Source organism: Paenibacillus sp. 01L418 (genome assembly GCF_056400045.1).
The window spans coordinates 11,596-26,235 of sequence record NZ_JBFTSN010000005.1 but is presented as its reverse complement, the minus strand read 5'-3'; the positions used below and the strand labels follow the sequence as shown (position 1 = coordinate 26,235).

Genomic DNA, 14,640 nt, shown 5'->3' with positions numbered 1-14,640 from the left:
GGTGCTGTGGGTCTTCATTATATATATTACAAAAGGGGGTTGTTTTCATTATAGTAGGCTTTCATTAAAACGAGATGAAAATTATATTTCAAGTTTATTACAAATGATTGGAAAACGATGTAATACTCGCTTGCATATCGAGGAGAAGCAATGAATAGACTTGTTAAAAGCAGAAAACTTGTCCGATTATGCTTGTCTGGAGAGGGTGGGAAATTACGATATGAAGCATTCACAATCGAGTATTGCGATATTAGGGATAGGTACGGCGGTTCCGCCTCATCTTGTTGATCAAGCGGATACAGCGCGAAGGTTAGTCGATGCATTAAGCGATAAGCCGGATTCCGCCCGGTGGGGAAGAAGGATTTTTAAGCAATGCGGCGTGCAAAGCCGGTATACTTGTGAACCGAATCTGCTCGCGGAAGCAGCCGAATGCCGCTACCTGCCGAGCGCTTCACCGGAGACCGCTCCCTCGACAGCGGAACGTATGGGGATATACAAGCGGGAATCCGTTCCACTTGGGCTTCATGCAGCGAGACAAGCTTTGGCAGATGGAGAGGTTGATGCGGCTGAGATTACACATCTTATTACGGTCAGCTGTACCGGACAATTTTTGCCCGGAATGGATGCAGCGATCATACATCAATTAGGACTAGCCCCCACGATAACCCGTATCCCGCTTAATTTTCTCGGCTGTGCTGCGGGGCTTAAAGCCATTGGCCTGTCACGTCAAATTGTATCGAATGACAGTAACGCCAAAGTACTTGTTGTATGCGTCGAGTTATGCACGCTTCATATTCAGCCATCTGGCGATAAGGAATCGTTATTTGCCGCTTCATTTTTCGGGGACGGAGCTTCAGCCTGCGTCATTGGTGCGGGCAAGCCGCATCACAGGCCTATTTTTGCGCTAGGCGAAGAACGTTCGGTTCTGCTGCCTGAATGCGCAGAGGAAATGGTGTGGGAGGTTGGCAACCACGGCTTTGACCTATACCTTTCCCCGCATATTCCGAAGCTGATCGGCGAGTTTATACCTGCGGAAGTAAAGCAATTATGCGGGGATGAAGCGCTGGATCTATGGGCAATCCACCCAGGCGGCAAAGGTATTATCGATATTTTGCAAAATAAGTTCGAGCTTACGGATGAGCAAACCTCGCATAGCTTAGGCGTGCTGCGCGATTACGGCAATGTCTCCTCCGCTACGATTTTGTTTGTTCTGAACGCCATGAGATCGCATCTTCAAGAAACAGGCTCGGAGCGAGTAGGCGGCATTGCACTCGCATTTGGTCCAGGCTTAACCGCTGAGATGATTAAGATTGCTTATGTTCCCGCTGTACTAACGGGGGATCAAGAGCAAATGGCGGACGAGGCTTATGTCTAGAAGCTTGCGTCATCGGGCTGCAGCTGCCGAGCTTATGGATGATTTTTCAATAGGCGGGGCTGAGCTGCATGAGGCTTTGCGCCAGCTTCGTCAACTGAACCGTATTTTTGTTGCAGCCGCACCGACGATTTACGGCGTTGAACGACTTTGGGAGCAAGCGAATAACCCGAGAAGCCTGACCATTCTTGATGTTGGAGCGGGCTCAGGCGATGTGAACCTTGGGCTGCTGAAATGGGCGGATGGACGAGGAATTGACCTTTCTATTCAGCTAGTGGATATAACGGAAGAGGCTTGCGAGGAAGCTAGGTTGGTTTTTCAAAAGGAGCCCAGAGTCCAGATTAAGCAAGGAGATTTGTTTGATTTGGCGGATGGCAGTGCGGATATCGTAACGGGGACGCAGTTTTTGCATCATTTCTCAGAGGAGGAGCTGCCGCATGCAGCTGCAAGTATGCTCAAGGCAGCACGGCTTGGCGTGGTTGTCAATGACATCCACCGTCACTGGATCGCATGGGCTGCGGTATGGCTGACGACTCGGATCATTTCCACTAATCGATACATTTTGCATGACGGTCCATTATCGGTTGCCAAGGGTTTTCGCGCAAAAGATTGGAAGCTTCTTGGCCAAAAACTGAGCAACGGTTCTATCAGCTACAGCTGGAGACCTTTGTTCCGATATGCGGTCGTTATTAGCAAGTCACATAACAGTCCATTTGACGGAGCTGAGTAAAATGACGCGTATACTGGATGCAGCTGTGCTCGGAGCGGGCATAGCTGGGAGCAGCTTAGCCAAAGCGCTTGCCGATAAGGGCTGGGAGACGCTGCTGCTCGATCGTCAATCATTTCCGCGCCATAAGGTGTGTGGAGAGTTTCTATCTCCCGAAGCGCAAGGAACACTACAGGTGCTTGGTTTAAGCGAGTCTATTAAAGCGCTGGGACCAAGCCTGATAGAGCGGATACGTTTAATTTTCGAAAATGGCGCTGAGATCAATATTCCGCTTTCAAGTGCGGCATGGGGTCTCAGTCGATATTCGCTTGATGCCGCGCTCCATCAAGCGGCGCAGCAAGCGGGCGCAAAATTGCAAACGGGAACGACAGTGACGGCAGTGAAGCCTACTGATTTTGGCTATTCCATTGAAACAAAACAAAACGGTAAATTCAGCTCAGTTGAGGCTCGTACTGTCATCGCCGCTTGGGGAGCAAATAAGCATGCAGGATTACCGGGCTACAAGCAACATCAGACGGCGAAGCCCTCGTACATGGGCGTGAAATCCCATTTTCGCGGCATAGCTATGGAGCCGGTTGTTGAGCTATATTTCTTCCGCGGCGGTTACTTAGGTTTATGTCCGGTAGAAGACGGGCTTGTGAATGCTTCGGCTCTGCTCGCTCGCGATAGCTTTGCAGATGCAGGAAAGACGATACTGGGGATTATGAACGCCGCTGCAAGGCGAAATCCGAGGCTGCATGAGAAGCTCGCGCTTGGGGAGCCTGTTCAAGGAACGCAGGCAGCAGTAGCGCCTGTTCATTTGAACCATAAGCCGCTCGCGTGGGATCAGCTTCCGCTTCTTGGCGATGCAGGTGCGATGATTCCGCCGCTTTGTGGAGATGGAATGTCCATGGCACTTCGCTCCGCTGCTCTATGTGCTCCGCTAGCTGACAGCTACTTAAATGAAAGTCTTACTATGGCTGATTGGAATCGTGCGTATACGAGGGCAATTAAACGTGAATTTGAGGGGCCGCTGCGATGGGGAAGCTTCCTGCAATGGTTATTTCATATGCCGACCGTTTCTAGTTGGCTGCCAAACGCCGCGCGAATAGCCCCTCCACTTGCACAGGGGCTCGTCCGGGCGACGAGATTAAAGCCATTCCGGATGTAAAGGCGAAGCCAATGAGCAGCGTGCGGATGTGACTGACTTTGGAGGTGCATATTCATGGGGATGAACGGCCTAGCACTTCTATCCTTTCGCTTTCCGCGAGTGTGTATTTTCTTATGGTCAATTGCACTTATCTTAGTTGGCAGTCATGCGCTTAGGCTGGATTCCGTCGTACAAGACCATGGCTTGTATCCGCAAAAGGGAAGTTATGCAAAGGTGCAGCAGGTGCTCGCATCCGATTTTAATCTGTCAGAAGCACCGGTCATGCTGCTATTCGAGAAAACGGACAACTTATCGAAGTTGCGATTTCATGCTTTTATTGAACAGACGCTTCGGCAGGTGAGCGGGACTCAGGGTCTGACTAATATTATTTCTCCGCTTGAGCGGCAGGAACTGCAGAAAGGGAACTACGCGTACGCAATGCTTTCATTCGACGCTCCACCTTATCGGATGGAGGATACGCTAAAGCAGTTAAATCAACTTTTGCCCGCCTACAGCGGAATTTCGATAAAAGTGACAGGCAAATCAGTTATTCAAGGTGATGTAAATGAGGCTAGTCATGCGGATTTAGCAAAAGCAGAGCTGATCGGTATACCGCTTGCTTTTCTGATCTTGTGGCTTGTTTTCCGTAAAATCATTATTGCGCTGCTCCCCATCGTTATTGGTATAACGGGAGTGACGATTGCTATGGGAATTGTATATGGAATAGGCACCCAATTGCCGCTGTCCAATTTTGTTCTGAATGTGATTCCGATGGTGGGACTTGCCCTAAGCATCGACTTTGCACTTATGCTCGTTAGTCGATTTCGCGAGGAACTCGGAGGGCATAAGCAGCCTATCCAGGCGCTTGCTGCAACGATGAAGACAGCTGGCAGAGCTGTTTTTGTATCGGCAGCTTGTGTCTTCTTGGGTTTGCTGAGCTTTATCTGGATTCCGCTGCCCATGTTCTCGTCCATTGCGCTCGGAGCGATGACAGTAGTAGCCGTATCGCTGCTGCTCGCGTTTACGCTGCTGCCTGCACTGTTTGCGATTTGCTTGCCTTCCATGCAAACGAAAAAAACACGCCCGATTGGTACCAGTCGTTCATCCGTATGGGATGGGCTTGCTCATTTGGTAATGAAACGGCCCATGGTGATGGGGATGCTGGCAGGGGGCGTGCTTATCCTATGTTTGTTGCCCCTTAGTAGAATGGAGACTGCTGTTCCAGATGAGGCTTCATTGCCTCAAAACTATGAATCTCGTTTGGCCGCTGAGACCTCAGAGGCTGTTTTTGAGCTGCCCTCCACATCAAAGGTATGGGTTATTGCTCGCGGGGATAGCTTGTTTCTGGAGCAAGCGGATTGGATGAATGCCTTTGAGCTGACGAAGCGCTTGGAGCAAGACCCGAGCGTCTTGAGGGTGGACTCGGTATTCTCTAGGCTTAATTTGTCACCCGAGTATTTGACAACAATCATGCAGCGGCCACTGCAAAATAAGAAATTCCAGCCGGCGCTCCAGCCATTTCTGAAAAATAATCAAATGCTGCTGCAAGTGACGATTGCGGGCGAACCATCCTCTCGCGAGACGATGAATTGGCTGAGGGAGTGGGAGCGAAGAGGGGAATCATCAAAAATATTCTTCTCGCTTGGTGGAGAGGCCAAGTATGAGCAGGAAGTATTCGATCATGTTTTTGGAAGCTTAGCTTATGTGCTGCTCTTTCTATTCGTTACGAATTTCATCGTGCTTCTTGTTGCCTTTCGTTCCGTCCTCATTGCTCTCAAAACTATCCTCCTCAATCTTCTGAGTATAGGAGCATCCTTTGGTATTCTGACATGGATCTTCATGGATGGCCGATTGGGGATTGAGCCGAGCAGCATTGCCATTATGATTCCGGTATTTATTTTTGGATTAGTATTTGGAATTAGTATGGATTACGGCGTTTTTCTCATCTCGCGCATAAGCGAGAAATTTCATCATACGCGCAGCAATAAGCAGGCTGTACGAATGGGGCTTTCCTCCGTCAGTCATGTGATAACCGCGGCTGCAGCTATCATGATCGTCGTCACCGCACCCTTTGCATTTGGCGAAGTAGTAGGCGTAAAGCAGCTCGGCATCGGCATTGCGACGGCCATATTTATTGATGCAACAATTGTTAGAATGGTGCTGGCACCTTCCTTAATGCTCATGCTTGGAAAATGGAACTGGTGGGCTCCGAGCTGGTTGAAGCAATAGAAATCGTATGCGTATTGCGGCTGCTTCGGCAGTCGTTTTTCATTTGCCTATTTGAGGACAAGCATAATTGCGCCTTATTTTTATTTCTTATAGCGGGAATTGATTTGTGCTATAGTTTGAATAATCATAAAGCAGAGGAGACATTTCATGTATATACCTCAATCGTTTGAAGTGACGGATAAAGAGACATTATACGCTCTGATGGAGCAGAATAGCTTTGCTATATTATTTTCACAACATGAAGGTAAGCCCTGTGCAACGCATCTCCCCTTACTGTTAGATGAAAGCGAAGGTTATTTGTATGGTCATATGGCAAAAGCAAATCCGCATTGGGCAAGCTTAAAAGGGGAAGTACTCGTTGTTTTCACTGGAGTTCATTCGTACATTTCATCCTCTTGGTACGAAACGCCAAATTCCGTGCCGACGTGGAACTATACCGCTGTTCATGTGTACGGTCATGTTGAGCTCATTGAAGATCATGCGGAGCTGCTCAAAATCGTAGACCAATCGGTTAGCCATTATGAATCAAGCATGCCAAATCCGTGGAGCATGAGCCAAGCTGATCCAACGTACATTAACAATTTGTCCAAAGGCATTGTTGGATTTAAAATTCATATTTCAAAAATAGAAGGCAAATGGAAGCTGAGCCAAAATCATTCCAAAGAAAGACAAGAACGAGTCATCGATGCGCTGGAATTACAGAAGGATGTTCAATCGAGGCAGATTGCAAAGCTGATGAAGGATAATGTGAAGAGATCATCTTTGTAGCGCATGAAATAAATAAAAAAGGCAATGAAAAAACCAGACGAACACGCTTGTAGTGTTTGTCTGGTTATTTGATGTACATATGACGCGTAGGTTGTTTAATCCGCTGTGGCAACAGCCTGCAGCTTGGCGCTTGCAAGCTCGCGGACTGCTTTCCATTCTGCCAAATGTTTTTCTAATTGGTCGATCAGCGCGCTGACTCCTTGAATGAAGTCAACTTGACCGCTCGCTCGAATCGCTTCAATGGATTGAAGGATATCCGAAGACAAAGTCATGTGAGAAGGAAGGGCTGCAGTCAGCTCATGAAGAGCAAGCTCAATGGACGCAGAAGAAGCTGGTAGTTGGCTAGTCTTTGGAGCTGGTTCAGAATCAGCTTGTTCTTGTATGATTTGCTTCTCTACTTTCGAAGCAGCTGCTTTGGGCTCGGCAACAGGTGCAGGCTTGGCGCGCTCCGCTTTGTTTTGCTCATGAGTTGACCAGGTTTCGATGAGTCCAGCGCCTGATTTAAATAGCAGCTTGTCCTTCGTGCTGTCAGAGATCGTTTTATCTTTAAACAGCTTGGCGATTTTTTTCACGTCGCTTACTGGCAGTTCATCTCTTGCTGCAATCAGCGCTAGTGGATCGCGGTGCTCGATCGGCAGATCCTTTAGGGGGAGCAGTTGATCTTCGGTTAGCTTATCCTTCCTAATCTCAGTGCCGCCAACGATCAGCTTCTTTACGGCATTGCCAAACTTCAGCAGCTCACATTTGTTTTTGATATACGATTCAGGCTTGCCCAGCTTGCCGGACAAAAATTTGGTGGAGCTCTTAAACTTCGAATCGTTCAACAGCTTATTAAACGCCTCGGCCTCTTCAATCGGAGAGAAGCCTTCGCGCGTCAAATTTTCCGCTATTTGCTCCAAATATATTTCCATCTCGTCTGTTACGGTTGAGACGATACAAGGAATCGTTGGCCGTCCGAGCATTTTGCTCGCCTTATAGCGGCGGTTCCCATAAATGATTTTATAACGTYCGTTGCTTGTTGTTCTTACTTTAATCGGTGAGAGCAGGCCTATTTCTTCGATGCTTCTCATTAATTCTTGCAGCGCTTCTTCGTCAAACTGGTACCTCGGCTGATCGGTATCCTCATCAATTAAATCAGTAACAATTTCAATGATATCCATAGGTCTCTCCTTAATTTTTTGTTTACTAGAATGCATGGCGTCATTTGTTCTTCGTTCGTCTGTTATGTAAAAGTATTGAGCATCCGATTATGATAGTGGCTTCCTCTATTATATCGGATCTTTTGTTAGGAATGGTTGCAAGATAACATTTTCAATGAAATGATGCAGCTTCTTCCGAGAGAAGACTCATCAATTTGGACAAACAGGTGTTCTGATTAATTATAGCAGATGGCACGAAATAGTGACACTAGCTGGAAAGAGGGTACCGATATGGAGGGGGAGAATGGACAAAAAAAGCCAAACCCCGTGAACGAGGCTTGGCTTAGGCTCACAAATTATTTAACTGTTTTATTATAGTTTGCAATTTTTTCAGTGATCGCTTTGGCGGCATCATCAAGTGCTTTTTGCGGTTCTTTTACGCCAGTTAATGCTTCTTCAATCGCTGTCTCAACAAGCTGACGCGCTTCAGGGAATACGCCCATCACTGCGCCTTGCGAAGCAGGGGAAGGGATAGAAGCGTGCAGTTGATCAACTGCTGTTTGGAACTGTGGATATTTTGCTAAATTATCGGCAACGATTTTTTCGTCATAAGCTTTTTTTGTAATTGGGAAGTAACCAGTGTTGATGTGCCAATAAGCTTGTGTTTCCGGCTTAGCTAAAAATTTGATGAAATCCCATGCTGCTTTTTGTTCAGCTTCAGGCTTGTTATTCAGAATCCACAAGCTTGCTCCGCCAACGACAACACCGCCATCCTTCGCATCGGCAGGTTTAGGCAGGAAGCCAGTACCTACTTCAAATTTGCCAGCCACTGAATCTACAATACCGCGAAGCGAAGCGGTAGAATCTAAGGTCATAGCGATTTGGCCAGCTGCGAATGCTTTTTTCGTATCGTCTGTTTTACGTCCTAGGTTAAGTGCTGATTTGCTGTCAATAAGATCCTTCCACCATGACAATGTTTTAACACCAGTCTCATTATTCAATTGCGATTCTGTAGCGGAAGCTGTACGTCCGTTGCCATTATTCAAATATTCTACGCCTTGGTTTGCAAAAAATTGCTCCATGAACCAGCCATAAATTGCGAATGAAGCACCTGTTTGACCATTTTGCGTAAGCTTAGCAGCAGCTTCCTTCACCGCTTCAAAAGTTACTGGCGCTTTTTCTGGATCAAGTCCAGCAGCTTTGAATAAATCTTTGTTATAATACAAAATTGGGTTTGATGTGTTAAAAGGCATGGAGTGAAGCTTTCCGTCAAATGTATAGTAATTTGTAATATTTTCTTCTAGCTGAGAAAGGTCATAATTTTCCGCATCTACAAAAGTTTGAACAGGTGTAGTTGCTTTGGAGTCGATCATGAATCTTGAACCGATTTCGTATACTTGAATGAGTGATGGTCCGGATTTGGAATCCATCGATGCTTTCATTTTATTTAAACTCTCGTCATAGGTTCCTTGAAACACTTCTTCAACGACTACATCTTTTTGAGAAGCGTTGTAGTCTGTAACGAGCTGGGTTACTGCTTTGCCAAGTTCTCCGCCCATGGAGTGCCACCAAACAACTTTAACAGGTTCTTTTGCCGTTTCGGTAGGAGCTGCTGAAGCTTCAGTTGAGTTCGTAGCAGAAGGCGCCTCTGCATTGCCTTTGTTCCCAGAGTTGTTGCCTCCGCAGGCTGTGACTACAAACAACATTACCGCCATCATAATCGTCAAACCAGACCTAAACCTTGCTTTCATTCTTTTTCTCTCCCTCTCTACTACTTTTTTTGTTTATAGTACATTTATGGAAACGTCTATAAAGACGGAGCCACCTCATTCATTATCCTTTTACAGCACCAGCAGTAATCCCTCGTACGAGCTGCTTTAATCCAATAATGAGCAGTAATAAGGAAGGCAGCAGCACAATAGCTACGCCGGCTAAAACGATGTTCCAGCTTGTCATTTCTTCGAACTGCAGCATGCTAATGCCGATCTGTACGGTTCGCATCTTATCGCTGTTCGTTATGAGCAGGGGCCAAAGGTACATATTCCACGAGTTCAAAAACACATACACAGATAATGAAGCTATGGCTGGACGTGAAAGTGGCAGTACGATAACTAAGAAGTGGCGGATATGCCCGCTGCCATCTATTTTTGCTGCTTCAAAAAGCTCGCGAGGCAGCTGTAAGAAATATTGCCGCAGAAGAAACACGCCAAACGCAGACGCGAGAAAAGGAATCGTCAATCCTTGATAGGAATCCAGCCATCCCCATGATTTTACCGTCAAATAATTGGGGATAATGGTGACTTCCCACGGAATCATCATGGTGGAGAGGAATAAGGAAAACCAATATTTTTTGCCTGGAAAACGGATATATACAAAGGCGTAAGCAGCCATGCTTGCGATAAAAACTTGACCAACCATAATAATGGTCGCGATAAGAAAGCTGTTCGCTATGAACGCACCAACGGGAATAAGCTCAAATACGGCAGAGATGCTGCCCAAATACACGCTATCGGGAAACAAGTCAGGCGGAAATTGAAGAGACTGCTCAGGTGTCATCAATGCCTGTAGAAATGTGTAAATCAAAGGAAACAACATAGCGATGGAAAGCAGTGAGAGCAGCAAGTACACACTAGAGCGGCGTAAAAACGGCTTTAATCCGATCATTGGTAATACACCTTCTTTTCTACAAACACAAACTGGATAATCGTCAAAATAAGAATGATAGCGAATAGGACTAACGACAAGGCGCTTCCAGTCCCGAACTGGTAGTTAATGAACGCTTCTTTATAGATGGAATATACGAATACCTCTGTTGATCCGGCAGGTCCGCCTTTGGTTAGAAGATGGATTTGTCCAAAGGATTGAAAGGAGCCGATGATCGAGATAACAGCTAGAAAAAATAGAGTAGGCGACAGCAGTGGGAGTACGATTTGCAAAAATGCACGGAATGGGCCTGCGCCGTCAATCTTTGCGCTTTCGATCATGTCATCCGGAATACTCTGGAGACCGCTCAGCACGATAATGTAGTTGAAGCCCGATTGCATCCAGATGGTCATCATGGATATTGATAATAAAGCTGTGGATGGATTGGTAAGCCATTGGATGGGGGCAATGCCAAGCGTTGATAGGATATAATTCAGCATTCCGAGGCTGGGGTGAAAGAGGATCATCCAAATGACGGCTGCAGTACTTACGGACAGCGCGAGCGGCATTGCGAACATGAATTGAAAAATACGCATGGCTGGCAGCTTGATATGGGTGAGTGCGGCTGTAACGATTCCAAGTACAATGCCGACAGGAACGGTGTATAGTGTGAATAGGCCTGTAACCGTCAGGCTATTCCAGAACATTTCCGATGAAAACAGCTGTGTATAGTTATCGAACCCGACATACTCAGCGACTCTTCCTCTGGGATCTGTTAATTGGAAGCTTAAATAGACTGATTTCAGCAATGGATAAAATAAAAATACTGTAAATAGCAAAAGTGAAGGAGCCAAAAACAAATAACCAAGTGCGTTCTCCCTCAATCGATTCGTTTTAGCCAGTAGTCGACTAGCAGCGTGAGAGCTATGTGTACGCTTAGCGGCTAGAGTAAGCTTGCCTTCTTGCATGTTCATTCCCTACCATCCTTTCACATCCATGTTCTCCATTTAGTGTAGATTTCGAATGTTCGAGGAATGTTTTGAAATTAATAATAAATTGTAGATCGCTAGCATTAAAGGATAGGCATGCACTGTTAGTGAATTGTAAAATACCGGAACATTTAAATCGTGGTGCTCGTTATTAGTTGAAAGGGGGGGGGGATGATGAAACGATGGACGAGTGCAGGCCTCATCTTATTTTTGACAGTAGGGATGCTCCTGGCTGGCTGCAGCAGTAAGCCGTATGGTCATTACCGTGATGACCAAATGATTGGTTTTATTAACGGTTTGAACGAGCAAGAGAAAAAAATTGAATTCGATATTTCTGAGTGGACGAAGCGCGATGAGCCGGGTCCAGCTATAGAAGATTGGGGCGTAGAATATGAAGCCCTCGTGCTTCCAAGCACCAAAATAAACAATGAAGCAGGCGATAAGCTGAAATGGGAGGACTTGAAGCAAGGACAGATGGTTCAGATCAATCCCTCGCGTACGGAGAAGATTACGGATACGCCGGATGAGCTCATTGTTTTATCGATGTCCAATGAGCAGCTTTTTAAGAGAGCAGGCTTGTTGGCAAGCAAAAAAGGCAGCTACCGAACGACAGTTATATACGAGGATGGTAAGGGAGAGCCTTTTGATATTAATGACATCGAGAAAGAAGCAAGCATCATGCTTAATGGTGGCTACAGCATGATGGCGTACAATCCAAACGACGTGCTAGATATAAAGAAGATGTTTAATATCGAGCAATTTCCAGTCATTTTAGTATTCAATACTGAGAAGCTAGCGCTAAAAACAGATCGTCTGGAGGATGCAGTAACTTTTTTGAAAACTAAATAGAGTTGCGCATCAGCCAAAGATTTTATTTAATGAGATAAAAGATAAAGCATATTAAGGTGGGGCTCAAAATGGAAGAAATACAAGGGGATTTATTAACATCGGAAACGTTGAAATCGGATTTGATTAAGCTCGGCGTACAACCTGGAATGACGGTTATGATGCATACCTCGATGAAGGCGCTTGGCGGTTTTGTATCCGGCGGGCCGACTGCGGTAATTTTGGCGATAGAGTCATGTCTGACAAGCGAAGGTACACTTGTTATGCCAACGCATACGCCTGATTTGTCTGATCCTGAAATTTGGCGATACCCGCCAGTGAAGGAATCATGGTGGCAGCCGATCAGAGATACAATGCCTGCTTTTGAAGCAGACCTGACTCCTTGCTTAGACATGGGAGTTATAAATGAATGTTTTAGAAAACAAAATGGCGTCGTTCGAAGCAATCATCCACAGGTTTCTTTTGCAGCGTGGGGCTCCCAGAAGGATAGGATAACTGCAAATCATAGCTTGGAATACAGTCTGAGTGAACAGTCTCCGTTAGCGAGGCTTTATGACTTGGAGGGCTGGGTGCTTCTGCTGGGCGTTGGTCATAATAAAAACACTACTCTTCATCTAGCGGAGTATCGGGCTGAGTATGCAAATAAAGCAGAAACGATTAATAAAGCACCGATGCTTGTAGACGGAGAGAAAAAATGGGTTGCGCTGCGCGACGTTGATTTTGATACGGATGATTTTAATCATTTAGGCGAGTGTTTTGAGAAAGAAACAGATCATGTTAGCAGAGGAAAGGTCGGTAATGCGGACGCGCTGCTCATGCCAGTTAAAGCTTTAGTTGATTACGGAGTAAAATGGATGGAAGCTAATAGAGGCCGCTAGTTTCCCTTTTGTAATATTTTTCCCCAATGTCGAAATACGGTGGTATGATGAGAAATATAACCATATTCATCAGGCAAAGCTTTCAAGAGCAATAACTTGCTAGTGAGCGAACAGAGGGGAAGCGAACGAATGATAACGCTATTGAAAAAGCATCTGATTGTCCGTGTTTTATGCGCTATGACCGTAGTTATGATATTGATCGCGGGAGGCTACATAGGAACACAAGTAGTGCAAACCAATTCTGCAGTTGAAGAGGCGATTAACAGCTACAATATTCGAATTGCAGAGAGCTATGCGGCCACGCTTGAGTCGGGGGAATTTACGGAATTTCTCAAGCAGCCTGAGGAAACAGAGCTATACTGGTCAATTCGCCAAGAGCTCAGCTATTTCCGTTCGCAAATTGGCGCAAGATACGTCTATTTTGTTCGTTTTGATGAAAATCGTGAACCGAGAATTATGATTGACGGTTTGCCTAAAGATGATAGCTCAGCTTCCCCTATTAATGAAGTAACAGATATGCCGGCTTCGGCGGTTGAACATATTTTTGCTGGAAGAAACGCAAGCTCTCCACTAATTGAAAACCCGGTATATGGTTCTTACTTGTCTGCCTATGTACCTTTGAAAGATGACAGTGGCGCAGTGGTTGGAGCAATTGGCATTGATACGGATGCCGCTGTATTCCAACAGCTGGCTAAGAGTGTCATAAAGGAAAGCATCCCACTCTATATCATGATGCTAGTCATCACGCTTGTTTTAATCGGGGCGATCATCTGGTTTGTCCGTCGTTCGCTTCAGCCTCTGGAGACGGTAACTGCCAGTGCTGAGAAGATGGCTTTAGGTGATCTGGTGGAGGCGAATGCGATTTTGCGAGCAAAGCCAGTCAAATCTGTTGATGAAATAGGTACGGTATACAAGGCGATGCTTACGATGTCCGAGCATTTGAATGAGCGAGTTCGAGGAGTAGTTGTCAATGTAGAAAAGACGTCTGAGCAGCTCGTTTCATCAACACAATCCTTTGCAAGCAGTGCTGATCATATGCTGCAAATGGGCGAGGCGATGAATGGTTCAGTTCAGCATATTTTCGAGGGTGCACATGCCCAGAAAAAAAGTGCAGACGACAGCGCACTTGCGATGGAGGAAATTGCGCAGGGAATCGTTAAGATTGCGGAATCTTCATCCACCGTTTCGAGTGCAGCGGTACAGTCACTAGAAATCGCACAATCGGGCGAGCAAGCGATGATACAACTGAACACACAAATTAAAAATATTTCGGCTTCTGCCGGTCAGACACTGCATATTGCAAGGCAATTGCAGAGCTATACAGGTGAAATCGGTCATGTCATTGGCTCCGTTCGCGATTTTGCTTCCCAGACCAAGCTCCTAGCACTAAATGCATCGATTGAAGCAGCGAGGGCTGGTGAGCATGGAACAGGCTTTATGGTTGTAGCGAAAGAGGTAAGCAAACTAGCGGAAGCTTCTGCTTCCTCCGTACAGCAAATTTCATTGCTGCTTGGCAATATTGAAATAGAATCAGGGAAAATTAGCGAAGAGATGGAGAAAGCCTCAAGAGATATTGAAGACGGAGTTTCTTTATCGGGTGAAGCAGCCGAATCTTTCTTGCATGCTGTTGAATCGTTCCGACTTGTGAGCGAGCAAATTATGGAGGTATCGGTGACGACGGAGCAGTTAACAGCTGGTTCTGAGGAGGTAGCCGCTACAGTGAGCAGTATTGCGCATATCGCAAGAGATGTATCGGATCAAACGGAGCAAATTCAAATGCTGACTGCACAGCAGCTGGACATGATGAAGCAAGTACATGATGTGTCTGTGGTGTTAAGCTCTAATACGAAGGATATGAGACAAGCCATTGCTCAGGTAAATGTTTGATTTAAGCAAGTAAAAGGCTGCCAATGCTGGCAG

12 protein-coding genes are annotated in these 14,640 nt (G+C 46.1%); 8 read left to right on the top strand and 4 right to left on the bottom strand.

All coding sequences use genetic code 11. The features are described 5' to 3' along the window. Positions 1-220 precede the first annotated feature (220 nt). The 5 genes from AC1DSE_RS01450 (at position 221) to AC1DSE_RS01430 (ending at position 6,225) form a co-directional block, all read left to right on the top strand. The gene (locus AC1DSE_RS01450) at positions 221-1,375 is read left to right on the top strand and encodes a type III polyketide synthase (RefSeq protein ID WP_477510028.1); all 1,155 of its coding nucleotides are present in this window, start codon (positions 221-223) and stop codon (positions 1,373-1,375) included. After that, complete coding sequence (locus tag AC1DSE_RS01445) at positions 1,368-2,102, top strand: methyltransferase domain-containing protein (protein ID WP_477510029.1); 735 nt, start codon at positions 1,368-1,370, stop codon at positions 2,100-2,102. The genes AC1DSE_RS01450 and AC1DSE_RS01445 overlap by 8 nt, the downstream gene beginning before the upstream one ends. A 1-nt stretch (position 2,103) precedes the next feature. After that, a complete protein-coding gene (locus AC1DSE_RS01440) occupies positions 2,104-3,249 on the top strand; it encodes an NAD(P)/FAD-dependent oxidoreductase (RefSeq protein ID WP_477510030.1) in 1,146 nt (381 codons plus the stop codon). Positions 3,250-3,303: 54 nt separating this feature from the next. Next, positions 3,304-5,457: an MMPL family transporter gene (locus AC1DSE_RS01435; protein WP_477510031.1), complete on the top strand. Its 2,154-nt coding sequence runs from the start codon at positions 3,304-3,306 to the stop codon at positions 5,455-5,457. 147 nt (positions 5,458-5,604) lie between these two features. Further along, a complete protein-coding gene (locus AC1DSE_RS01430) occupies positions 5,605-6,225 on the top strand; it encodes an FMN-binding negative transcriptional regulator (RefSeq protein WP_477510032.1) in 621 nt (206 codons plus the stop codon). A gap of 95 nt (positions 6,226-6,320) precedes the next feature. Here AC1DSE_RS01430 and AC1DSE_RS01425 read toward each other — a convergent pair whose 3' ends face one another. The 4 genes from AC1DSE_RS01425 to AC1DSE_RS01410 all read right to left on the bottom strand — a co-directional run bounded on the left by AC1DSE_RS01425 (position 6,321) and on the right by AC1DSE_RS01410 (position 10,981). After that, positions 6,321-7,385 (bottom strand): ParB/RepB/Spo0J family partition protein, encoded by a 1,065-nt coding sequence (locus tag AC1DSE_RS01425; RefSeq protein ID WP_477527342.1) that lies wholly within the window; start codon positions 7,383-7,385, stop codon positions 6,321-6,323. Between the two features lie 335 nt (positions 7,386-7,720). Then, positions 7,721-9,115, bottom strand: coding sequence for an ABC transporter substrate-binding protein (locus tag AC1DSE_RS01420; protein WP_477527341.1), 1,395 nt, complete (start codon positions 9,113-9,115; stop codon positions 7,721-7,723). A gap of 82 nt (positions 9,116-9,197) precedes the next feature. Further along, positions 9,198-10,028, bottom strand: a complete 831-nt coding sequence (locus AC1DSE_RS01415) for a carbohydrate ABC transporter permease (protein ID WP_477510035.1) — start codon at positions 10,026-10,028, stop codon at positions 9,198-9,200. Next, positions 10,025-10,981 carry a carbohydrate ABC transporter permease gene (locus tag AC1DSE_RS01410; protein ID WP_477510036.1) on the bottom strand — a complete coding sequence of 319 codons (957 nt, stop codon included), beginning with the start codon at positions 10,979-10,981 and terminating at the stop codon, positions 10,025-10,027. Before AC1DSE_RS01410 ends, AC1DSE_RS01415 begins: the two co-directional genes overlap by 4 nt. 186 nt (positions 10,982-11,167) lie before the next feature. On the opposite strand from AC1DSE_RS01410, the gene AC1DSE_RS01405 reads away from it, so the two are divergent. The 3 genes from AC1DSE_RS01405 (at position 11,168) to AC1DSE_RS01395 (ending at position 14,607) form a co-directional block, all read left to right on the top strand. Then, positions 11,168-11,845 carry a hypothetical protein gene (locus tag AC1DSE_RS01405; protein ID WP_477510037.1) on the top strand — a complete coding sequence of 226 codons (678 nt, stop codon included), beginning with the start codon at positions 11,168-11,170 and terminating at the stop codon, positions 11,843-11,845. 68 nt (positions 11,846-11,913) lie between these two features. Then, positions 11,914-12,720 (top strand): AAC(3) family N-acetyltransferase, encoded by an 807-nt coding sequence (locus AC1DSE_RS01400; RefSeq protein WP_477510038.1) that lies wholly within the window; start codon positions 11,914-11,916, stop codon positions 12,718-12,720. Between the two features lie 129 nt (positions 12,721-12,849). After that, positions 12,850-14,607 carry a methyl-accepting chemotaxis protein gene (locus AC1DSE_RS01395; RefSeq protein ID WP_477510039.1) on the top strand — a complete coding sequence of 586 codons (1,758 nt, stop codon included), beginning with the start codon at positions 12,850-12,852 and terminating at the stop codon, positions 14,605-14,607. The last annotated feature ends 33 nt before the right edge of the window (positions 14,608-14,640 follow it).